The sequence below is a fragment of the Streptococcus sp. FSL E2-3494 genome (assembly GCF_038007085.1).
GTDB classification, from domain to species: domain Bacteria; phylum Bacillota; class Bacilli; order Lactobacillales; family Streptococcaceae; genus Streptococcus; species Streptococcus thermophilus.
This window is the reverse complement of the sequence record NZ_JBBOWN010000001.1, coordinates 905,534-928,479: the sequence shown is the minus strand read 5'-3', so window position 1 is coordinate 928,479 and position 22,946 is coordinate 905,534. Positions and strand designations below refer to the sequence as shown.

At 38.5% G+C, this 22,946-nt stretch carries 15 protein-coding genes and 7 pseudogenes; 7 read left to right on the top strand and 15 right to left on the bottom strand.

The genetic code is table 11. The features are described from left to right. Window positions 1-39: 39 nt before the first annotated feature. From nrdF to NST05_RS04830, 4 genes and pseudogenes are all read left to right on the top strand, one after another. A complete protein-coding gene (nrdF, locus tag NST05_RS04845; protein WP_002946459.1) occupies window positions 40-1,002 on the top strand; it encodes a class 1b ribonucleoside-diphosphate reductase subunit beta in 963 nt (320 codons plus the stop codon). Window positions 1,003-1,147: 145 nt separating this feature from the next. Continuing rightward, window positions 1,148-1,614, top strand: a pseudogene (locus tag NST05_RS04840) (helix-turn-helix domain-containing protein); the annotation flags it as partial. Further along, complete coding sequence (locus NST05_RS04835) at window positions 1,581-2,081, top strand: IS110 family transposase (RefSeq protein ID WP_340742987.1); 501 nt, start codon at window positions 1,581-1,583, stop codon at window positions 2,079-2,081. The pseudogene NST05_RS04840 and the gene NST05_RS04835, both read left to right, overlap by 34 nt. Before the next feature lie 23 nt (window positions 2,082-2,104). Beyond that, on the top strand, window positions 2,105-2,533 hold the full coding sequence (locus NST05_RS04830; RefSeq protein ID WP_084828907.1) for a transposase: 429 nt from the start codon (window positions 2,105-2,107) through the stop codon (window positions 2,531-2,533). A 265-nt stretch (window positions 2,534-2,798) separates the two neighbouring features. On the opposite strand, the gene NST05_RS04825 is transcribed toward NST05_RS04830, so the two are convergent. The 4 genes and pseudogenes from NST05_RS04825 to gyrA form a co-directional block, all read right to left on the bottom strand. Continuing rightward, the gene (locus NST05_RS04825) at window positions 2,799-3,767 is read right to left on the bottom strand and encodes a DUF1002 domain-containing protein (protein ID WP_084828908.1); all 969 of its coding nucleotides are present in this window, start codon (window positions 3,765-3,767) and stop codon (window positions 2,799-2,801) included. 113 nt (window positions 3,768-3,880) lie between these two features. Continuing rightward, window positions 3,881-4,282: pseudogene (gene gloA2, locus NST05_RS04820) on the bottom strand (SMU1112c/YaeR family gloxylase I-like metalloprotein). Window positions 4,283-4,319: 37 nt separating this feature from the next. Continuing rightward, window positions 4,320-5,081 carry a class A sortase gene (locus tag NST05_RS04815; protein WP_100262488.1) on the bottom strand — a complete coding sequence of 254 codons (762 nt, stop codon included), beginning with the start codon at window positions 5,079-5,081 and terminating at the stop codon, window positions 4,320-4,322. A 32-nt stretch (window positions 5,082-5,113) separates the two neighbouring features. Next, on the bottom strand, window positions 5,114-7,549 hold the full coding sequence (gyrA, locus tag NST05_RS04810) for a DNA gyrase subunit A (protein ID WP_100262487.1): 2,436 nt from the start codon (window positions 7,547-7,549) through the stop codon (window positions 5,114-5,116). A gap of 218 nt (window positions 7,550-7,767) precedes the next feature. Here gyrA and NST05_RS04805 point away from each other — a divergent pair, with 218 nt between their 5' ends. Both NST05_RS04805 and NST05_RS04800 read left to right on the top strand, forming a co-directional pair. Continuing rightward, the gene (locus NST05_RS04805; RefSeq protein ID WP_084828912.1) at window positions 7,768-8,754 is read left to right on the top strand and encodes an L-lactate dehydrogenase; all 987 of its coding nucleotides are present in this window, start codon (window positions 7,768-7,770) and stop codon (window positions 8,752-8,754) included. Between the two features lie 184 nt (window positions 8,755-8,938). Continuing rightward, window positions 8,939-10,496: pseudogene (locus NST05_RS04800) on the top strand (IS1182 family transposase); the annotation flags it as partial. A 124-nt stretch (window positions 10,497-10,620) separates the two neighbouring features. On the opposite strand, the gene nox reads toward NST05_RS04800, so the two are convergent. The 8 genes and pseudogenes from nox to NST05_RS04765 form a co-directional block, all read right to left on the bottom strand. Next, entirely contained in the window at window positions 10,621-11,994 is a 1,374-nt protein-coding gene (gene nox, locus NST05_RS04795; RefSeq protein WP_084828913.1) for a H2O-forming NADH oxidase, read from the bottom strand. Window positions 11,995-12,309: 315 nt separating this feature from the next. Further along, on the bottom strand, window positions 12,310-13,848 hold the full coding sequence (locus NST05_RS04790; RefSeq protein WP_340742909.1) for an ABC-F family ATP-binding cassette domain-containing protein: 1,539 nt from the start codon (window positions 13,846-13,848) through the stop codon (window positions 12,310-12,312). A 138-nt stretch (window positions 13,849-13,986) separates the two neighbouring features. Further along, window positions 13,987-14,418, bottom strand: a pseudogene (locus NST05_RS04785) (ECF transporter S component); the annotation flags it as partial. A 49-nt stretch (window positions 14,419-14,467) separates the two neighbouring features. Further along, window positions 14,468-15,643, bottom strand: a pseudogene (locus tag NST05_RS04780) (IS256-like element IS1191 family transposase). Between the two features lie 90 nt (window positions 15,644-15,733). After that, window positions 15,734-15,838: pseudogene (locus NST05_RS11045) on the bottom strand (ECF transporter S component); the annotation flags it as partial. Beyond that, window positions 15,828-16,686 (bottom strand): annotated as a pseudogene (locus tag NST05_RS04775) (pyridoxamine kinase). The pseudogenes NST05_RS11045 and NST05_RS04775, both read right to left, overlap by 11 nt. Continuing rightward, window positions 16,687-17,196: an ECF transporter S component gene (locus tag NST05_RS04770; RefSeq protein WP_011226181.1), complete on the bottom strand. Its 510-nt coding sequence runs from the start codon at window positions 17,194-17,196 to the stop codon at window positions 16,687-16,689. A 137-nt stretch (window positions 17,197-17,333) separates the two neighbouring features. Then, complete coding sequence (locus tag NST05_RS04765; RefSeq protein WP_084828917.1) at window positions 17,334-17,864, bottom strand: DUF5067 domain-containing protein; 531 nt, start codon at window positions 17,862-17,864, stop codon at window positions 17,334-17,336. 157 nt (window positions 17,865-18,021) lie between these two features. On the opposite strand from NST05_RS04765, the gene NST05_RS04760 reads away from it, so the two are divergent. Then, entirely contained in the window at window positions 18,022-19,287 is a 1,266-nt protein-coding gene (locus NST05_RS04760; RefSeq protein WP_011681310.1) for an aminotransferase-like domain-containing protein, read from the top strand. A gap of 43 nt (window positions 19,288-19,330) precedes the next feature. On the opposite strand, the gene NST05_RS04755 is transcribed toward NST05_RS04760, so the two are convergent. The 3 genes from NST05_RS04755 to pheT form a co-directional block, all read right to left on the bottom strand. Next, window positions 19,331-19,669: an ATP cone domain-containing protein gene (locus tag NST05_RS04755; protein ID WP_014608455.1), complete on the bottom strand. Its 339-nt coding sequence runs from the start codon at window positions 19,667-19,669 to the stop codon at window positions 19,331-19,333. 90 nt (window positions 19,670-19,759) lie between these two features. Beyond that, complete coding sequence (locus tag NST05_RS04750) at window positions 19,760-19,981, bottom strand: hypothetical protein (RefSeq protein WP_014621735.1); 222 nt, start codon at window positions 19,979-19,981, stop codon at window positions 19,760-19,762. 419 nt (window positions 19,982-20,400) lie between these two features. Beyond that, entirely contained in the window at window positions 20,401-22,809 is a 2,409-nt protein-coding gene (gene pheT / locus NST05_RS04745; protein WP_084828918.1) for a phenylalanine--tRNA ligase subunit beta, read from the bottom strand. Window positions 22,810-22,946: the final 137 nt, after the last annotated feature.

Here is a 22,946-nt window from a genome sequence, read left to right as displayed (position 1 = left end):
ATAAAATAGAAATGATATCAATAAAGAAAGAGGTTTCTAATGGAAACTTACTATAAAGCCATTAACTGGAATGAAATCGAAGATGCGATTGATAAATCTACCTGGGAAAAATTAACTGAACAATTTTGGTTAGATACTCGAATTCCCCTTTCAAATGACCTTGATGACTGGCGTAAACTTTCAGCTGAAGAAAAAGATTTAGTTGGAAAAGTTTTCGGCGGCTTGACCTTGCTAGATACCATGCAATCTCAAACGGGTGTTGAAGCCATTCGAGCAGACGTTCGTACACCTCATGAAGAAGCTGTCTTGAACAACATTCAGTTTATGGAATCTGTTCACGCAAAATCTTACTCTTCTATTTTCTCAACTTTGAATACTAAATCAGAAATTGAGGAAATTTTTGAGTGGACAAACAGCAACAAGTACTTGCAAACTAAAGCAAAAATCATTAATGATATCTATGAAAACGGAACGGCACTTCAGAAAAAAGTTGCTTCAACTTATCTTGAAACCTTCCTTTTCTATTCAGGCTTCTTCACTCCACTCTATTATCTTGGTAATAATAAGCTAGCTAATGTCGCTGAAATTATCAAACTCATTATCCGTGACGAATCTGTTCACGGTACCTATATTGGCTATAAGTTCCAACTAGGATTCAACGAATTACCTGAAAAAGAGCAGGAGAGTTTCCGTGAATGGATGTATGATCTCCTCTATCAATTATATGAAAATGAAGAACTCTACACTAAATCTCTTTATGACGGTGTTGGATGGACCGAAGAAGTAATGACCTTTCTTCGCTATAACGCCAATAAAGCATTGATGAATTTAGGACAAGATCCTCTTTTCCCAGATTCTGCTAACGATGTTAACCCAATCGTTATGAATGGTATTTCTACAGGAACATCAAACCACGATTTCTTTTCTCAAGTCGGTAATGGTTACCTTCTAGGTACTGTTGAAGCTATGCAAGATGATGATTATAACTACGGACTAAAATAAAAGCCAGCCTAGGCTAGCTTTAATGGCTCTATAATTTCTGTAGTGGGTAAAACCACTGTAGAGATTATAGAGCTTTTTGAATGCAGACAAAAAGTCCCATAAAAACTATAATGAGAAGTAACCAAACCATCATTAGGAAGAACTCATGAAATCTATTAAGAATACCACAGGATTAATCGGAATGATGGATCCTAACATCATTACTCTTGTTTTTAAAATGGATACTCATATCGAGGTTCAAGCAAAACTAGAACTCCAACACTACTACGTCTGAAGAAACGTCGCTTCCAGTGTAAAGATTGTAGAAAAGTCACGGTGGCTGAGACATTAATCGTTGAGAAAAACCACCAAATTTCAAATCTAGTCCGCCAAAAGGTCTCACAACTCCTAACTGAGAAGATGTCACTAACGGATATTGCCAGAAGACTTCGTGTGTCGACATCCACTGTCTATCGTAAGCTTGATCAGTTTACTTTCAAGGAACATTTTGATAAACTCCCAAGGGTTATGTCCTGGGATTAGTTTGGGTTCAAGAAAGGGGAATTGACTTTTGTCGCTCAGAACTATGAGACTAACAAATCTTTAATATATTCTCAGACTCAGAGCTCAATCTGATATTAGCTAACGCTCAACATATTAAGAATGTACCAGGTCGAAAAACAGACATGAAGGATGCCGAATGGATTGCACAGCTCGGACGTTGTGGACTTATTGAGCCATCTTATATTCCTAACCCTGAAGTAATGCAGTTACGTTTACTCACTCGTAGGTTACGTTCTTACAAACAACGTCAAACTCAAATAAAGAATAAGATTCATAACCTCTTACAACCTAGTAATATCAAACTAACCAGCTATCTTTCTGTTATCTTCTCTAAGACAGGACAATCTCTTTTAATGCTCTTTATCAATGGGGAACTCATTGATTATGACAATGTGACAGCTTGTATTCACAAGCGTGTCAAAGCAAGTCCCGAAGAATTTAATGTAGGCCATGAATGGGAAGTTGTCTCTGGAGGATCGATTTCTCTTGGACCAAAGCCTAGAAGAATATCAATTGTATCAAAAACTCATGAATAAATTAACGAGTGAAATAATAGCTTATATCGAAAAGGAGTTCCCCTGAAGAAAATAGATTACTTCAAACGATTCCTGGTGTGAGTGAAACTTGTACAGCCACTATTTTAGCTGAGATTGGACCAGATGTGAAGGCTTTTCAATCGGATGCAGACTTAGCTTCTTGGGCTGGGCTCTGCCCAGAATCCTATGAAAGTGCTGACATTAAAAAATCCTCACACATCACACAAGGAAATCGATATATCAAGCAGGCTTTGACCATGTCGGTATTGATTGAGGCTCACTCTAAAGATAATGCGTTTTTATCTTTTTATATCAAAATTTCCAAAAGAGGGAGTGAAATGAAAGCCGGCATTGCTTGTGCACACAAGCTGCTTCATATCTTTTACAAAATTCTCGCAACACATCAAGAATACGACAAAGAAAAAGTGCTAGAACTGAGGAAACAGTTCTAACTCCAAACTAAAAAAATTTCAATTACCGTATAGCACAGGAAGTGATTTTTGCACTTTTTACTGTCTTTTTTTCAAATCATGACTCCCCCGTTAGACAGGAGGTCATGTTTTGTCTCGCACCTAACGGAAAGAGACGGACTGAAAGTCACATAATAAAAAGAAAGGACGAAATTTGTCCTTTCTCGATCTTAGCTTTTCTTCAACACACTACAGTTGACAAAGAGCCAAAAAATAGGAAAAGCCATCCAAATGGACAGCTCTTTCACTACCTAGAAAGTCCAGTAAAGAAATCTACGATAGCTTGCCAGATTTGTGCGAAAATATTTTTGCTATTCTCAAGTGTTTGGTTAGCATCAAAGTTTAAGTTGATGCCAGAGAAAGTATTACCCGCTTTTGAAACGATAGAAGCTTTAAGTGAACTCAGACTTGACTTGAAGCTAGCACTATCAATGATTGATGACTTAGATAAATTTAAAACAAAGTTCACCAAAAGATTGATTTGAGTATCAGAAAGATTCAGGTTGTAGTTATTGATGGTTCGCTGAACAATCGTTTTAGCTTGATCATCAGTCAACTTATTTCCTTTATCAGCAACTGCCGTCTTGATATCAGTCATGGCTACATTAAGCTTATCCGCATCATAGTTACTCTTACCTGAATTCTCATCATTGATTTGGGAAAGGGTTTTAAGCTCTTCCTGAGCAAGCTCTTTGCTTTCATCTGAGACTTTTGCTCCATTCTGCTCTAGAGAATAATAAATACCAGCCAAGGCACTTTCCCCAGTTACTGGAATAGGTGCTGCTACTGTAATCTTAGCATGTTCAATACCAAGTGTCGTTGCAGCATTACGATACATATCTGGAGTGATTTTTGTGATATTTTGTGGTGTCACAATTTCTACACTCAAGGTTTCCTTAGCACCTAGTTTAGCAATCTTAACTGAAGAATATAACTGAAGACTAGAATCATCTGCAACATTCATGATATTTGCATAGGCCGTAGTCGTTAATGTCTTGACATTGGTATCCTTGCTACTATCATAACTTAGCAAGTTTAGGGTCTGATTACGCTCTTCCTCTGACAAAGAATAACCCATAACGTAGTCAGGTTGAACGTAAGATTCATCAATAACCTTTTGGACATCTGACGATGTGTCTGCTTGAGCAGCTGAGGCAAAGGTTGTCACCAAAGTTAGGAAAGCCATCCCAGCAACGAAAAGCTTTTTCAATTTCATGTATGTTTCCTTTCGAAAATAGAATAGTATCCATAATCTCCTAAAAGATGACCGAGTATGAGCTCAGCCGTGAATTCATTATACCATGACTTAAAAAAATAGGGTCAAAAAAACTACTCATGTAATTCCAAAGGGAGCCCGTCTGGATCAGCAAAGAAAGTCATCTTTTCCCCAGTAAAACTGTCCTTGCGAATAGGTTAGCATGAAATACCTTTTTGTTCCAAAGACTCGACAACCTCTTCAATATTAGCCACTTTAAAAGCTAAATGACGTAGTCCACACGCCTCAGGACAAGACAGACGCTTTGGTGGCTCCACATAGGCTAGATCAGTAGTCTTATTTCCAAAGATTTCCAGTTCTATATCACCACAACGTAGATCTAATTTATAATCGTGACGTTCCGGACGGTGATTTTCACGTATGATTTCAAAACCTAGTTTATTAACATAAAAATCTCGAGATAGATCATAATTAGAAACAATGATAGCGACATGATGTATTGTTTCCAAAAACATTTTTTCCCTCCATAGAAAAAGACCTTACGGCCTTTTCTTAACTTTGAAATTGATTGTATGACTTATTGAAGTCTTCAAGAATATCTGAACTTGCCTTGTCAAAGTCTACCTGCGATTCCAAGTTCCCTTTGACAACTGTACGCTGAGTTGCTTCAGCATCTGTACAAGTTACCAAAGTCACTTCAGATTTACCAGGAGTGTCATCAACCACTGCTACTTCAGTTGGTTGGACAATTTTTACCTCACTGATAACATAGGTGTAGACCTTATTTTTATCCGTAAGATAAATCTTCATGCCATTTTTTGCTCTATCTATTGGTGAGAAGAGCATATCAGAAGCCCCAGCGATACCGAAAATGTGGTGACTAGCCAACGAATAATTATTTTCCCCACCCATGACTTGATTTTCCTTCATAGTTCCAGCACCATAGGTAAGCTCTGTATTACCAAGTCCTTTGAAAATAGGGAGATTAATACCAACCTCAGGGATAGCAATTCCACCAACAACTGGAAGTTTTTGAGAACCCATCTTGGCTTGCAAGACTGACTCTGTACTAACAGATTTAACCGTATCAAAGTCATAACTTGCCTTAGCTTCCTTGTTTTTCTTTATGGTCTTTTTAGAAACCTTACTTACTTGATATTTATTAGTATTCCAAGCAATTATAGTGTTTCGAATTGATTTATTAAAAATTAAAGCTAAACCAACAACCAAGAGAACAACAATCAAGATCCAACGAAGGACCTCAAGCCACTTACGATGCTTTTTAGGAGTCTTATTTTTATTATCTTTTCTCATTAGTTATCACCACTTTACTGGTCTTCAGTAACTTAATCAATTTCTTCAGGTTCAACCAAAGCAAAGGTGACAATACGAGCAGTATCATCTAAACGCATGACCTTAACCCCTTGAGTTGCACGACCAGTTTGAGAGATATTAGCAACTGCAGTACGGATAATAACACCCGTATCAGTTATGACCATAATATCCTCATCACCAGAAACTGTTACAATGCCTGCAAGGTTACCATTTTTATCTGTGATATTAGCTGTCTTAATACCTTTACCACCACGCCCCTTAGTTGGGTATTCAGTAGCTGAAGTACGCTTACCGTAACCTTTTTCCGTGATAATCAAGACTTCTTGGTCTTCAGTAATAGCTGCTGCACCAACGACTTGGTCACCGTCACGAAGGGTTACCCCTTTAACACCAGCAGCCATACGACTCATACTGCGAATAGTATCCTCTTTGAAACGCACACTGTAACCAAATTTAGTACCAATAATAATTTCTTCATTACCATTAGTCAAGAAGACATTGATAAGTTCATCACCTTCTCTAAGTTTCAAGGCAATCAAACCATTTTGACGGATATTTTTAAATTCTGCTTCTTTAGTTCGTTTCACTAAACCTTGGCGAGTTACAAAGACAAGGTGATTGTTATCTGATGCTTCGTCGCTCTTAGCATTAATCACTGTTTGAATTGTCTCACCTTCATCCAACTTCAAGAGATTAACAATTGGTAATCCCTTAGCTGTACGGCCATACTCAGGAATTTCGTAACCCTTGAGACGGTATACACGCCCTTTGTTGGTCATAAAGTAAAGATGATCATGAGTGCTTGTTGAAACGATATCACGAACAAAGTCGTCATCGTTCACACCTGTCCCTTGAACTCCACGACCTCCACGTTTCTGAGAACGGAATTCGTCTTGAGCCAAACGTTTGATATATCCCTTGTTAGAAAGAGTGATAACGACATCTTCTTCTTCGATTAGGTCTTCATCTTCAAGTGAAACAACTTCGCCGACCATTAGCTCTGTACGACGGGCGTCCGCGAATTTACGCTTACTTTCATCCAACTCTTCCTTGATGATAGCAATAACACGTTCTGGTTTTGCCAAAATATCAGCCAAATCAGCAATCAAGGCAAGGAGATCATCGTACTCATTTTGGATCTTATCACGTTCCAAACCGGTCAAACGACGCAAACGCATATCAAGAATGGCTTGGCTTTGACGTTCAGTGAGTTCAAAGCGAGCCATCAACTCGGCTTGAGCCTCTGCATCAGTTTGACTGTTACGAATAATCGTAATCACTTCATCCAGATGATCAAGCGCAATTAATAAGCCTTCTAAAATATGGGCACGTGCTTCAGCCTTATCCTTATCAAACTGTGTACGACGGACCACAACCTCTTTTTGGTGAGCAATATAGTCAGCCAAAATTTGACGCAAGGAAAGGATTTTGGGCACACCCTTTTCAATAGCCAACATATTGAAGCTGAAGTTTGTCTGAAGTTGAGTTAATTTGAACAAATTGTTCAAGATCACATTGGCAGATGCATCACGACGCACTTCGATGACAAAACGTACCCCCTCACGAGAAGACTCGTCACGAACTGCTGTAATCCCCTCAATACGTTTTTCCTGAGCCAAACGAACGATGTGTTCATGGACCTTAGTCTTATTGACCATATAAGGAAACTCAGTAACTACAATGCGCTCACGACCTGATTTGGTTGTTTCAATTTCGGTACGCGAACGAAGAACAATAGAGCCTTTACCAGTTTCGTAAGCACGGTGAATACCAGATTTTCCCATGACCAAACCACCAGTTGGAAAGTCTGGACCAGGAAGAACTTCCATCAGTTCACGGGTTGTGACTTCAGGATTGTCCATCATCAATTTAACGGCATCTATAGTTTCAGCCAAATTGTGTGGTGGAATGTTGGTCGCCATACCAACCGCGATCCCTGTAGCACCATTAACAAGAAGATTTGGAATACGGGATGGAAGAACAATTGGCTCACGTTCAGAACCATCGTAGTTATCTTGAAAATCTACGGTATTCTTATTGAGATCACGGAGCATCTCCAGGGCGATTTTAGACATACGAGCCTCAGTGTAACGTTGAGCGGCTGCGCCATCACCATCCATAGAACCAAAGTTTCCGTGGCCGTCAACCAACATGTAACGGTAACTCCACCATTGAGCCATACGAACCATAGCTTCATAGATAGATGAATCACCGTGTGGGTGATATTTACCCATAACATCCCCGGTAATACGGGCAGATTTTTTATGAGGCTTATCAGGTGTCACCCCAAGCTCATTCATTCCATAAAGAATACGACGTTGTACCGGTTTTAAACCGTCACGAACATCTGGGAGTGCACGAGATACGATAACACTCATGGCATAATCGATAAAACTCGTTTTCATCTCAGACGTCAAATTAACGTCAATTAAATTATTATCTTGCACTCTAAAAATGCCTCTTTTCTTTCAATCAAATTATTCCAAATTCTCATAAAAGAATGGAAAATTTCTATAATATTATACCATAAAAAGCTTTATATTTCAGTTGTTTAAAACTCTTTCACTTAATAATTCCTTATTATTTCGTGACATTCATCACTTAAAATGGTAGAATAAGCATTGTATGGGGTAACCCAATAAAAAATTAAGGAGATGTTTAGACCATGACTGCAACTAAACAACACAAAAAAGTCATCCTTGTTGGTGACGGTGCCGTAGGTTCATCTTACGCTTTCGCACTTGTAAACCAAGGTATCGCTCAAGAACTAGGAATCATCGAAATTCCACAATTATTTGAAAAAGCCGTTGGTGATGCGCTTGACCTTAGCCACGCACTTCCTTTCACTTCACCTAAAAAAATCTATGCAGCTAAATATGAAGACTGTGCGGATGCTGACCTAGTAGTTATCACTGCTGGTGCTCCTCAAAAACCAGGTGAAACTCGTCTTGATCTTGTTGGTAAAAATCTTGCAATCAACAAATCAATCGTTACTCAAGTTGTTGAGTCAGGATTCAACGGTATTTTCCTTGTAGCTGCTAACCCAGTAGACGTATTGACTTACTCTACATGGAAGTTCTCAGGATTCCCTAAAGAACGCGTTATCGGTTCAGGGACATCACTTGACTCAGCTCGTTTCCGTCAAGCACTTGCTGAAAAACTTAATGTCGATGCTCGTTCAGTTCACGCTTACATCATGGGTGAACACGGCGACTCAGAGTTTGCGGTTTGGTCACACGCTAACATCGCCGGTGTAAACCTTGAAGAGTTCCTTAAAAACGAAGAAAACGTTCAAGAAGCTGAATTAGTTGAATTGTTTGAAGGTGTTCGTGATGCAGCTTACACAATTATCAACAAAAAAGGTGCTACATACTACGGTATCGCAGTAGCCCTTGCTCGTATCACTAAAGCTATCCTTGACGATGAAAATGCAGTACTTCCATTGTCTGTATTCCAAGAAGGTCAATATGGTGTAAACAACATCTTTATCGGTCAACCTGCTATCGTAGGCGCACACGGTATCGTACGTCCAGTAAACATCCCATTGAACGATGCTGAACAACAAAAGATGAAAGCTTCTGCCGATGAATTGAAAGCTGTCATTGATGAAGCATGGAAAAACCCTGAATTCCAAGAAGCTTCAAAAAACTAATCTTACTTTAGTTAAATAAAAGCCTCCAGTTGGAGGTTTTTTAGTATTTTAAAAAGAAAAACGAGGCTGGGCAAAAACTAGCTTCTCACAATAAAAAAACGAGCAGTTCCAATTAGGAGTTGCTCGTTTTCCACTTCATGCTTTATAATTATAATAATCACAAAACAACTAGAAAGGCATGAAAATGTATAAACAGTATAACACAAATCAGCTTAGTTTGGAATTAAATATTGCTTGGGACTTACCTGCAACGCATGAGGCTCGTCTGATTAGTCAGTTTGTGGATACTATTCCTCAATCCGTTCTATTGGAAGAAACTTCCCATACTGGTCGTCCAGCATTTCATCCAGCTATGTTGCTCAAAATGACCCTGTTTGCCTATGCTCGTCAGGTATTCTCTGGTCGGAAAATCGTTCAGATGAATGAAGAAGTTATTCCTATGAAATGGCTGAGTCAGGATACCTACGTCTGTTATCGTACCATAAATAGCTTTCGGGCTAGCACACACGCCAATCAGCTCATCAAAACTGCCTTCATCTACTTCACTCTCCTCCTCAGAGAGAATGGATTGATTGAAGATGAGGCTCTCTTCATTGACGGAACGAAGGTAGAAGCTGATGCCAATAAGTATTCCTTCACGTGGAAAAAGGCCGTTGAACGCTATGAAGATGCCTTAAATGGAAACATTTCTGCCCTTTATGACAAGCTAGTTCAAGAAGGGGTGAATACTGCCTTGTCCAAGGAAGAATGCCTCACTAGCGAGGGGCTCAAACAACTCCTACAAGAAACTGAACAAGTACTAGATGAGGTGGAAGAAGCTATCTCACAAGAGCCTAAAGTCATTAAAGGTGGCTCAGCCAACAGACAGAAACGAAGAAGAATTAAGAAACTAAAGAGAAAGTTGAAAGAGGATTGTCTTGTTCGGAAACAGAAGTACGAACGAGATAAACAGATTCTACAAGAGCGAAACTCCTACTCTAAAACGGATCATGATGCAACATTCATGAGAATGAAAGAAGATCATATGAAGAATGGTCAGCTCAAACCAGGCTACAACCTCCAACTTGGTACAAACAGCCAGTTTGCCTTAGCTTACGGATTGTATCCGAATCCAACTGACACTCGTACACTCAAGCCTTTTCTTCAATCCATCCAAACCTTAGAACTCTTTCAACACATTGTCGCGGATGCAGGTTATGGAAGTGAAGAAAATTATAGCTTTATCGTTGATGACCTAGAGAAAACACCTCTGATTCCCTACGGAACATATCAGAAAGAGCAGAAGAAAAGCTATAAGAAGAGTGATGCCAATCCTGAAAACTGGACCTATCTAGAAGATTCTGATCAGTGGATAAAGCCAGATGGAGTTGTGTATTCATTCAAGAATTATTCACGAAGAACGGATAAATATGGATTTGAGAGAGATATTAAGATTTACGAAGCTGATCCAGTACAAGCTAGTGAGGAATTAGACCAATTAGCACGGACGGAAAAAGGAAATCTCAAACAAATTCAGTATAATCCTACGTGGAACTATTTCAAGAACCTTGTCAAAGATGAGTTGACAAGTAAAGTGGGAGCCCGCATTTATGCCAAACGAAAGGTGGATGTCGAACCTGTATTTGGTAGGATGAAGGGTGTTTTTGGCGTGCGCAGAGTTCATGTCAGAGGACAAAAAGTGGTTGAAACAGAGATAGGATTCCTCCTAATGAGCATGAATCTAACGAAATTGGCTAAGAAAATAGTCCAAGATAATAGAGATAAAAAGAAAAACACAGATAGTTCGGCTGAATTTCATCAAAATCAGCTTGAATCTATCTGTGTTTTTTATTTACTGGCTAGTTTTTGCCCAGCCTCTGTTTAATATTATTCAGCGGAGATAGCTGCTTTAGCAATATAGCTAAGTGGTTGGTTAAAGTGTGGCAAGAAGAACAAATCAAGCAGTTTTAGACGGTCAATTGTTACTTCTTCTTGAATTGCCAATGAGAACATGTGGATTCCCATTGAGATATCCATGAGTGAAACCATTTGAGCACCCAAAACTTTACGAGTATCTTTATCATAAACAATCTTGATAGTTACATATTCATTTTCATCCTTCATGAAGGGAGGTTTTTGAAGATCTGTTGATTCGACTACTGCTGGATTGAAACCAAAGCGTTTTGCTTTCTCTTCAGTCAGACCAGTAGAAACCATGTTCAAACCATAGATAGAGATACCATTTGATCCTTGAACACCGTTTGATTCAACATCACCACCACCGGCATTGTGTCCAGCGACGATACCTGAACGAATAGCATTTGAAGCTAAGGCAATGTAGTTGACATCGTCAAGAGAATTGTCATAAACCGTAGCACAATCACCAACGGCGTAAACATCTTTAACTGATGTTTCTTGTTTCTTATTAACAAGGTAAGCACCATTTCGGAATGTTTCCAATTTACCAGCTCCAAGGGCTGTATTAGGACGGAAACCAACAGCAAGAACAACCATATCTACGTCGTACGCATTTTTATCTGTTACTATGCGTTCTACCTTAGTTTCACCTTCTACTGCTTTAACAGTTTCGCCAAAGGCCAATTGGATACCATGGTCTTCCATATTTTTAGCCATACGGTCTGTAATATCACGGTCATAGTATCCAGCCAAACATGTGTCAACAACATCAATAAGGATAACTTCTTTACCACGACGTTGGAAGGCTTCAGCCAATTCAACACCAATGTAACCTGCACCAACGACTGCTACACGTTTGATGTCTTGTGACTTATCGTTCAACTTATCAATAACTTCTTGAGCGTTTTGGAAAAGTTTAACGAATTGAAGGTTTTCAAGAGTCGCTTCGAAAGTACGGCTACCTTCTTTAATCTCAGCACCATCGATTGGAGGTAAGATTGGTTGTGAACCAGTAGCTAAAATCAATTTGTCATATGATTCAACATGTTCTTTACCATCAACAAGAGCTGTAACAGTTTTACCGTCAAAGTCAATAGACTCAACTGGTGAGTTTATATAAACTTTTGCACCCTTGCTTTCAAGGACTTCTTTGTTGGCATAGAAAAGGCCATCAGGACCTGAGATTTGATTACCAATCCAAAGAGCCATACCACAACCCAAGAATGAAATGTTAGAGTTTTGATCGAAAACAACTACTTCATTTTGGTCTCCGTAATTATCAAGAATAGTATTAATACTATAAGTACCAGCATGGTTAGCACCGACAACTACGATTTTTGACATAAATTTATCCAACTTTCTTTTGATAATAGATTACTATACAATTTTACCACAATTAGAAAACGGTTAAACGTTTTATGCTCAAACTTTGTTACTTTTTGAACAAAATAAGATATTTTGATTTAAAATCGTCATTTTATTAGCTCAATACATATTAACTAGTGTGCCATGTGAAATATTCTTATCACTGACTGACCCTAGAGTCTCTATCATTAAGCTATTAGCAAATCCTAATGACTACTACTTGGCTCTTTGCCCACTCAAAAATAGAGTGAGTGACACTCTAACTCATTGAGAAGATGTCAACACTCTTTTTGATTAAACTAACTCATTAAAATCCCAAATATCTGTCCAACCTTCATAAAATTCAGGTTCGTGACATACCATTAGGACACTACCTTTAAAGGCCTGAAGGGCACGCTTCAATTCGTCCTTTGCATCAACATCCAAGTGATTAGTTGGCTCGTCCAGAACAAGGACATTATTTTCACGATTCATAAGGAGACAGAAACGAACTTTTGCCTGCTCTCCTCCTGACAAGACCTGAATTTGACTTTCAATATGTTTAGAAGTTAAACCACATTTAGCTAGGGCTGCACGAACCTCAGCTTGATTTAGAGCTGGGAAAGCATCCCAAACCGCTTCAAGTGGGGTCTGACGTGAACCTTCTGCTTCTTGCTCAAAATAACCTAGGTCAATAAAATCATCTGTTTCAACTTCTCCTTCAAGAGGTTGAATAATCCCAAGTAAACTTTTCAGCAAAGTGGTCTTACCAATACCATTGGCACCGACGATAGCTACCTTTTGATTACGTTCGAAAGTGAGATTCAAAGGCGACTTAGTCAAAGGACTGTCGTATCCAATTACGAGATCCTTAGTTTGGAATATAAAACATCCAGGCGTACGGCTTTCCTTGAAATGGAATTCAGGTTTTGGTTTTTCTGCTTGCAACTCGATAATCTCCATCTTATCCAATTTTTTCTGGCGAGACATGGCCATATTTCGAGTAGCAACACGAGCTTTATTACGGTTAACAAAATCTTGAAGATCGGCAATTTCCTTTTGCTGACGTTCATAGGCAGCTTCTAATTGTGCTTTTTTCATAGCATAGACAGATTGGAAATCATCATAATCGCCTGCATAGCGAACCAAATCTTGATTTTCAACATGGTAGACAATGTTAATAACATCGTTTAAGAATGGAATATCATGCGAAATGAGAACAAAAGCATTCTCATACTCTTGGAGATAGCGCTTAAGCCAGGCGATGTGTTCAGCATCCAAATAGTTGGTTGGCTCATCGAGAAGCAAGATATCGGGTTTTTCAAGCAGTAACTTAGCTAAGAGAATTTTGGTACGTTGACCGCCTGAAAGATCCGTCACATCGGTATCCATACCAAAATCCATGACACCCAAGGCACGAGCAACCTCATCTATCTTGGCATCAAGAGTATAGAAATCACGAGTTTCCAACCGATCCTGAAGCTCACCTACTTCTTCCATCAAAGCATCAACATCGGCACCTTCTTCTGCCATAGACATATAAATCTTGTTGATACGTTCCTCAGTTTTAAAAAGCTCATTGAAAGCCGTACGAAGGACATCGCGTACGGTCATACCCTTTTCAAGGACAGCGTGCTGATCTAAATAACCCGCTGTCACATACTTAGACCACTCTATCTTACCTTCATCTGGCTGCAATTTCCCAGTAACGATAGACATAAAGGTTGACTTTCCTTCACCATTAGCACCGACAAGACCGATATGCTCACCTTTGAGCAAACGGAATGAGACATTTTCAAAAATGGCACGGTCCCCAAATCCGTGACTAAGATTTTTGACTTCTAAAATAGACATAACATATCTGGGCTAAAACAGTCTTTAGCCCTTTCCTTTCTTGACATTAACTTAGTTATTTTACCATTTTTTAGTGTAAATTTGGACCTTTGCTTATGTAAAATCGAAAAGAAAAAGCAGGACCCGCCTGCTCAATCTTTAGTCTTTTTTCAAAATGCGTTTGAAGACAGGATATAAAAGAGGAACCACAATGATTGTAACAACTGATGTTCCAAAAGTTCCACCAATCTTGATCACTGAAGCTAGCATGGCAGCTTTTAAGGGGAGGGACGCAACGATGGTATTAATAATCGTATACTTAAGGAAATTCAAAATAATTTTGGTCAATGCAGCGATCACTCCAGCGATAATGACGTTAACTATTTTATCATTTGATTTTAGGAGCTTTTCAAAAACAAGATAGAGCACCAAACAGACAATCAAAGATTCTAAAATAGTAATCCAAACCTCAGCAGCATAGCCATTAAAAATATCAAATAGCCCTAATGCTACCGTTGCAACTAACGCACCTTTTCTAGCACCAAAAATTAAGATAGCAATTACAACCAAAGCATTTCCCAAATGGACAAATGATACTGTCAATAATTATGTGTAAACACTCAAGTAGAGTTGAAGAATGTTAATCAAATAAGCTTTCAAGTGTGTCAGCACATTGGCCAAACCCTTTATGGATGCGTTGATTTTGCTTGAAATTATAATCTTCAAACAGGGTAACTAAATAACGTTCCAGAGCCTCCTCGTTAGGAAAAAGGACCTTCTTTTTCGTTTGACGTTTGATTTCTTTGTTAAGAGACTCAATGAGGTTTGTCGAATAAATGCTATGCTAAATCTGGTAGGAAAACTGATAAAAAGTTAAAAGATTATCCGTATTCTCCAGACTTTCCATGACTTTCCTATACTTTGGTTTCCATTCGGCGATAAAGTTCTCTAAAGCTTGCACTGCCATTTCTAAATTTTCAGCACGATAAATCGTTTTAAATTGCTCCAGAATAACCGCTCTATCTGCTCGTTTCACTTTACTAGCTAGATTTCGACTAATATGAATTAAGCAACGTTGTTGTTTAGCTAATGGGTAAGCCTGATTGATAATCTCTTCAAGCCCCTTGAAGCCATCGGTCACTACAAGAGAAACCTGTTGGATTCCTTGGTTTTGAAGCTTGTCTAACAGGGTGGACCAAGAAGCATTGTTTTCATTTGGGGCGATTTCATATCCAAGAACAGCCTTCTGTCCTTCTGGTGTAATGCCAAGTGCGATATGAATACATTCTTTACTAACGGTTCCACGTCTTAAGGGAAGATAGGTTCCGTCAAGAAATAAAACAGAGTAATTGGCTTCTAAGCTTCGCTCATGAAAAGTAGCGACATTCTCCTGAGTTGCTTTTGAGATATTAGAAATTGTGGCAGGACTATAGTGATGACCATACATTCGCTCGATGATATCACTAATTTCTCGAGTCGTTACACCGGTTTGATAGAGTTTGATAACCATCTCTTCCAAGTGGTCATCTCGACGTCCATAAGCGGGAAGCAAAGCTGGACTAAAGTTCCCATTACGATCTCTAGGAATACTCAACTGAACAGTCCCATATTTGGTTTCGAATTTCCGTGCATAGCTTCCGTTACGACTATTCCCAGAATTATAGCCTAATTTATCGTAAGGTTCATACCCTAAAAAGGCTGATAACTCTGCTTGAAGCAGATCATTCATAGCTGTTTCAAGAGAAGTACGGAAAAATTCATCAATATCTTGCTTTTGGGCTAGGAAGTTAAGTAGTTCTGTGGTAAACTGAGTCATAGGAATAAATCTCTTTCTAGTAATGTTTTGCAACTCTACTATAACGGATTTATTCCTTTTTGTGTTTACACAACTTATTTTACACTACCGGACAAATTGTGGTCCAAAAGGAATACGAATAAACTGTATAGTAACAATAATCAAGGCTGCATACAAACTCAATTCAACTAATTCACGAGTATTATCATTTTTCATTTTTCTCCTCCAATAGCTCATTAATGCCATTAAATAAATAACCGATATAGGGCTCATAACAGAGACCATATTTTAAAGGGCGACCACTTGAAAGTGTAAACAATAGGACTTTATTCAGGAAATCCAAAGCCAAATCACAAACCTTAAGAAAATCAAGGTTATGAAAATATCCGGCTGATAAAATGGCCATCAGTAAGTCCCCGCTCCCATAAAAATGTGATTGATACCGTTTCCTCATTCGATAAATTACTTGATTGGTCTCCTTATCGAAATAAGCCAACCCGATCTTTTCAGTCTCAAATGAAATACCTGTTAAAATAACTTTTCGAGGTCCAAGCCTGCTCAAATTTCTCAGAAGATTCTCAATAGTAGTCATATCATAGGAACCTTCCTCAAGATAAGGAGAACCCGTCAATAAGGCAGCTTCTGTCAGATTGGGAATTATGACATCAGCCTGTTGACAGAAATCTTTCATAGCTTCTACATAGTCTCTATCAAAACCTTGATAGAGACGGCCATTATCACCCATAATAGGATCCAACAAAAAGAGGAATCTTTTTTTCGTAAGACAATTGACTGACAAGGCCTAGTTCTTCTTCTGACTTGAAATAACCACCGACTAAGCCATACACTCTAAAATCCAATCGCTTCCACTGCCCACAAAAACCTTGCATATCAACTGTAAGGTATCGTACATAGATATTGTCAAACTCACCAGTATGAGAAGACAAAAGAACCGTTGGTAAGGGAAGAACTTCAGTCTGACAAGATGACATGATAGGAAGACTACTGGTCAAAGCAACCTTCCCAAAACCAACGAGATCATTGACAACAATCACTGTGGTCATCTATTTTCCTTCCCAAACTTTTTTAAACTGTTTAATAAATCCTGTATGGAAGTAAATATAGTAGGCGAAAGCTGAACCAAGAATTGCGGCAACTAGATCAAAAGGAATTTTCATCATAGCATAGGCTGGTGTGCCATAGATAAAGGCTCTTCCAAAACCATAACCAAGTAGGTTGATAATTGCCCCAAGCAAGAGACCTAAAACAGCCCTAGGTTTACTCAATTTTCCTAATCGCCCACCTACAACAAGTGAGATAGCAAGAACTTGAAGGCTGTGTGTTGCTAGTGTTACCCACATAGGAAGAGGATAAAAAAGAAAATCTCCAATAAATGAGCCCACACCAGCAATTATGACTGCATCCATAGGTGGAAATATCAAACCAACCAAGAAAATGATAATACCGTTAAAATAGAAGTGACCTCCTGGAACAGGAATTGACAAGAGACTTGAACTCAAAATGACAACAAGTGCCATGAAAAATGCAGAGAGGGTTAAACGTTTTGCTGACATATCTAAAACTCCTTAGAAATAAATATAGTATAAGTTTATGAAAATTCTGACGATTAAACAAGTAGAGATTTCTCTATCTGACCCGGTACAGATGTGAGGCTATAAAAAATCACCACACATCCATGTGGCGATAAAGCTTATTGAGATTTATTATCAAAGTATTTGACGGGTGCATTTTCAAGATTTTTCAATGAAATATGAGCAGTCGCATCTGCTTCTGTACCATAGTCTGAGAATTCAATTATCAAGTCATGATCAAAATCAGACACGGCATAGTAAACAACAATTTCCTTAACTTCCTTAGGGCCAATCTTTGTCTTATTAGCAATCTTGTCTCTGTCATCGTCTTTAGAGAAGACCATTGTCGCAACCTTCAATTCTTCCTTCTCCTGTTTAACATCGAGAACCACTTTCATCAAAAGAGCGTAGGCATTCATGGTTTCTTTACTTGTGTTGCTAAGTTTATAGTGAACACGAATAGCTTTTTGATCTTCAGGGGATTCGATTTTAGTGGCAGAAAGAACTTGTACGCTAGCATCTTGTCCCACAAATTGCATTTTGTTTTTATCGTATGTCCAAGTAGGCTCTTTATCCGGTGTACAGGCTGACAAACCAATAATGGTTAAGCAAGCAAGAGCGATAAGTCCTAAGACTTTCTTAAATGTCATTATTACAATCTCCTTAAACTTGTTTAAAATAGGAATTTAGTATTTCCTAATAACCTTTTTATTATGTCAAAATCTAATAATACTGTCAAATGCCTCCAGACATCTTGCTCTCAGAGAATAAATAAGGTAGAATAAAAAAATCTGTAAGGGGGTAGTTATGAGCATCTATCAAGAAATTGTTAAGACTATCGCAAAAGATATCCAAAATGGTAATTTGGAGAAAGGAAGTAAATTACCATCTATTCGTCAGATTAGTCAGACTTATGGTTGCAGTAAAGATACTGCTCAAAGAGCGCTCTTGGAACTTAAGTATCAAAACTATATTTATGCCGTCCCCAAAAGTGGCTATTATGTTCTAGAGGGCCCCTCTAAATCCAATGATACGGTTCTACTCAACCTTAATGACTATAATCAATTAGCTTACGAGGATTTTCGTCTTTGCTTAGATGAAAGTTTGGCAGAACACCAAGACTACCTCTTCAACTATTATCATGAGCAAGCTGGACTAAAAGAACTGGTTGAAGCATTAAAAAATCGCCTTGCATCTGACGACATTTATGTCAATTCAAATCAAATTGTCATTACTTCAGGAAGCCAACAGGCTCTCTATATCCTATCACAGATGGATTTCGGTAATGGTGCTCACAAAATTCTTTTAGAACAACCTACCTACCACCGTATGAACCATTTAGTCAAGCGTCAAAATCTATCCTACGAAACTATCAATCGCAATCTTGATGGTATTGACTTTAATCTATTAGAGGAACACTTTAAAACTGGTCAGATTAAGTTTTTCTATACCATTAGTCGTTACTCAAATCCTCTTGGATTGAGCTACACTGCTAGTGAAAAAGAAAAGGTGGCTCAACTTGCCAAACAGTATAATGTCTATATCGTCGAGGACGATTATATGGGTGACTTTAGCGATAGTAAAAATCTACCAATTCACTACTACGATACCCAAAATCAGACCATCTATATCAAATCTTTTTCCATGGCACTTTTTCCAGGTTTACGACTAGGTAGCCTCGTCTTACCACCAAACCTTAAGACTACCTTTTTGTCCCACAAAGGACTTATTGACTATGATACCAACCTCATCATGCAAAAAGCACTTTCAATTTATCTTGATAATGGTATGTTCAAAAAAAATATTAAAAAACTTAAAGACCTTTTTCAACAAAACATGGCTAAAAGTCAGGAAACTATCGAGAAAGCTAAGGTTTCCATTCCCTATCAGATTTCTCCTAGACACATTACCTGGAAGCTTCCAAAAGGGGTCTCATTAGAGAATTTCAAAGCTCAGAAACAAATTCGCTTTTTAGAAACATCCTTTATAAGACCAACTTCTGAGACTTATATGCAAATAGGACATGGAAAAGAACTGAAGACTTTTTTAAAACTTTTGAAAATGATAGACTAAAAACTCAAACATACAAAAAAGCCATCAAAGTAATGGCTTTTTATTATTTAGTCTGTTCAAAGCGTAGGTGTACGATTACTTTGTCACCATAACCGTTACGCTCCAAATCTCGTTGTAAACGGTATGAAATATAATGCTCGGCGATATTGATGAAACCAGCTTCCATAAGACGATTTTCAACCAATGATTGAATCATGTTAATGGTTGGACGTTCCACTTGAGCATCTTGTAGATCAAGTGCTACTTTTTTAGTGACTTGAGCAAGGTTTTGTCGCCAAGAATCATCAAGAACATACACAGTCTGTGCTGCTTTTAAGATGGCTTGGTAGATTTTATCAGGATCAAATTCAGCAACTTGACCATTACGTTTAATAATTTGCATGGCTAGCCTCTTTTCAGGTTTTTTCTTTTATTATGCAGAGAATTTACATATTTGTCAAGTGTCAATCACTGAAAGAGCTATTCGGACTGCTTATTCCAAGAATTTAGAAATGTAAAGTGGTTTGCCATGTTTATCAAAGGATAGAGTTGAGGAATAGGACATTGACTGATTATGTCGAATATGATTAGCAATTCTCTTGTCACCGTTTATCAGATGCATGTCATAAATCTGTCCGTCAGAATCAATAAAGACAGCATCAATTCTAGTACTACTCGATTTTGACCCAAGATAACGAATATCTATTTTGTCCACTTAACTATAAATAGTTTTAAGTCCTCTATAATCTTTGTAAACAGTGACGGTAGCCAAAACATTCCCACCCAAAACATAGGTCATTCCGAAAACAAAGAGATAAACTATTGGTAGGACTAGTAAAGATAATTTACTTTTTCGAAATGTTTCTTTATGCCAATTACATATATACTGAGGTACATGGTTAAAAACCTCTTAATATATTGATGAACGAGTAACCTATAGACTAGTATTAAAAATACCAGTTGACCCAAAGGATAAGCAAAACTGGGTAAGGCATCAATAAGTGTATTGACTTTATCAGATTCAAAGGTGTAATGTCCCCAAATCCCATCAAAAAACTCTAAAAACAAGTTATCTCCTTTTAGCCTTATATCTACTATCTTAAAAATCCATCTTATCAGATGGATTTTTAACTATTAACGTACTTCTGCTTCGACCTTTTCAGTGAGAGCTTTGGTAATTTTTTCCATGTATTTGGCAACTTCTTCGTCTGTGAGGTTGTCATTTGGATTTTGGAAGGTGAGGCTATAGGCCATTGATTTCATACCAGCACCAAGTTTTTCACCTGCATAAACGTCAAAGAGTTTAACAGCAATCAAGCGTTTCACTCCTGCTGAATAGATGGCATCAAGAACTTCTTGATGAGTGATGTCTGCCTTAAGAAGAAGGGCGATATCACGTGATACTGCAGGGAATTTTGTGATTTCAACAAATGGTTGAGCTGGTTTCAAGGCGTCTTCGACAGCACTAAGATTAATTTCAGCCACATAAGTTTCTGGAATACCGTAGTTTTTAGCTGTTTGTGGGTGAACTTGACCAAGGAATCCAATAGTTTGACCATCAAGCACAATAGCAGCAGTACGACCTGGGTGCATGCTTGCTAGGTCTTTTGTCGCTACATAGTCAACCGAAACTTCAAGTTTATTGAAGAGAGCCTCAATGATACCTTTAGCATAGAAGAAATCAACTGGCGTTGCTTTGGTTTGGAAATCTTTTTCCGCTACAAGACCAGAAATTGCGAAGGCAAAGGTATTGATTTCGTTTGGTAACTCTTCTTTCGGATTACCATTTTGCTCAAAGACCTTACCGATTTCGTAGATAGCTACGTTGCTATTCTTACGGTTGACATTGTAAGCAACGGTATCAAGCATACCAGAAACCAAGTTTTGACGGAGGGCAGAGCGATCAACAGTCATAGGCCACATTAACTCAGTCAAGTTACTTGGTGTCGCAGCAAATTCTACGGCTTTTTCAGGTGTTGTCAAAGTGTATGAAATAATCTCAGTCAATCCAGCACCTTCAGCAATGGTACGAACCTTACGGCGAAGTGTTTGTGTTTTAGTCAATTCACCGGATGTTCCTGCTGCCTCTGGAAGTGTCGTAGGCAATTTCTCATAGCCATAGATACGTGCAATTTCCTCTACCAAGTCTGCTTGGATACTGATATCCCAACGACGACGTGGTACAGATACAGTGAATCTATCAGCATCACCTGTCAAACCGAAACCAAGTTTTGCAAACACATCTTCAATATCCGCAAAAGTCAATTCTGTACCTAGACGGACATTCACATAGTCAAGACTTGTAGAAACTTGGACTGGTTCTGTGTCGACTGAACCTGCTTGAACACGGCCTGCAAGAACAGATCCATTTGCCAATTCTTGCAACATTGCTGCTGCAAAATCAAGAGCTTCAAGGACAGTATCGTTATTAATACCTTTTTCAAAGCGTGATGACGATTCTGAACGAAGGTTAAGACGGCTACTTGTCTTACGAACAGATTTTCCATCAAAAACAGCAGCTTCGAGGACAACATTTTTAGAGTTGTTATCAATTTCAGTTGATGCACCACCCATGACACCACCAAGAGAAACAGGTTTGTCAGCAACTGTAATAACAATATCTTCAGCAGTCAATTCACGCTCTTCACCATCGAGAGTAACCAGTTTTTCACCCTCGCGTGCATCACGGGCAACAATGTGTGATTCTTCAAGCTTATCCAAATCGAAGGCATGCATTGGTTGTCCAAAGTATAGAAGAACATAGTTTGTCACATCTACTACATTGTTAATTGGACGAATACCAGCATTCATGAGAAGGTTTTGTAGCCATTGTGGACTTGGTTGAACCGTGACATTCTCAACCACTCGACTAGCATAAGTAGTCACTTTATCACTTTCGATAGCTACTGAAATTTTATCAGAAGCTAGTTTGCTGTCTTCAGTAACTGTTTTTTCTGGGAAATGAACGGATTTACCATAGATTGCAGCAACTTCATGAGCCACACCACGCATAGAAAGGGCATCAGCACGGTTAGGTGTGATTGACAATTCAATAATTTCGTCATCAAGGTCTAGATATGGGAAAATGCTATCTCCAGGAACAGCATCTTCTGGCAAAATTTGGATACCATCTGCAAATTCTTTAGGAATAATGCTATCTGGAAGACCAAGTTCAGCTAAAGAACAGATCATACCAAGAGATTCTATACCACGAATCTTACCTTTTTTGATCTTGTAATTATCTGCAATTCGGGCACCAGGAATGGCAACAATTACCTTGATTCCAGCAGTGACATTTTGAGCGCCACATACAATTTGACGTGGACCTTCAGCATCTCCTGTATCTACTTGACATAAGTGCAAGTGTGTTTCAGGCACATCTTCACATGACAAGACATGACCAACAACCAATTTTGACAAGCCTTCAGCAGGTGTCTTAACACCTTCCACTTCAATACCTGTTGTCGACATTTTTTCAGCAAGTTCGGCCGTGGTAACATCCACATCAACCAACTCTTTTAACCATTTATAACTAACTAGCATAATAATGATATTAAGACCGTGTCCTTGCAGAGCAAGGACCAAAGTGACAAGATTTTAGGAAGTCGCCTGAAATCCTGATTTCAGTAGCGACTTATCTAAATCTCGAACTTTGAGGTCGTATTCAAATCCTTTCTGTA

Coding starts and splice junctions, on each gene's coding strand:
- nrdF (WP_002946459.1), top strand. CDS start 40: ATGGAAACTTACTATAAAGCCATTAACTGGAATGAAATCGAAGATGCG.
- NST05_RS04825 (WP_084828908.1), bottom strand. CDS start 3,767: ATGAAATTGAAAAAGCTTTTCGTTGCTGGGATGGCTTTCCTAACTTTG.
- NST05_RS04815 (WP_100262488.1), bottom strand. CDS start 5,081: ATGAGAAAAGATAATAAAAATAAGACTCCTAAAAAGCATCGTAAGTGG.
- NST05_RS04805 (WP_084828912.1), top strand. CDS start 7,768: ATGACTGCAACTAAACAACACAAAAAAGTCATCCTTGTTGGTGACGGT.
- nox (WP_084828913.1), bottom strand. CDS start 11,994: ATGTCAAAAATCGTAGTTGTCGGTGCTAACCATGCTGGTACTTATAGT.
- NST05_RS04790 (WP_340742909.1), bottom strand. CDS start 13,848: ATGTCTATTTTAGAAGTCAAAAATCTTAGTCACGGATTTGGGGACCGT.
- NST05_RS04770 (WP_011226181.1), bottom strand. CDS start 17,196: ATGTCAGCAAAACGTTTAACCCTCTCTGCATTTTTCATGGCACTTGTT.
- NST05_RS04765 (WP_084828917.1), bottom strand. CDS start 17,864: ATGACATTTAAGAAAGTCTTAGGACTTATCGCTCTTGCTTGCTTAACC.
- NST05_RS04760 (WP_011681310.1), top strand. CDS start 18,022: ATGAGCATCTATCAAGAAATTGTTAAGACTATCGCAAAAGATATCCAA.
- NST05_RS04755 (WP_014608455.1), bottom strand. CDS start 19,669: ATGCAAATTATTAAACGTAATGGTCAAGTTGCTGAATTTGATCCTGAT.
- pheT (WP_084828918.1), bottom strand. CDS start 22,809: ATGCTAGTTAGTTATAAATGGTTAAAAGAGTTGGTTGATGTGGATGTT.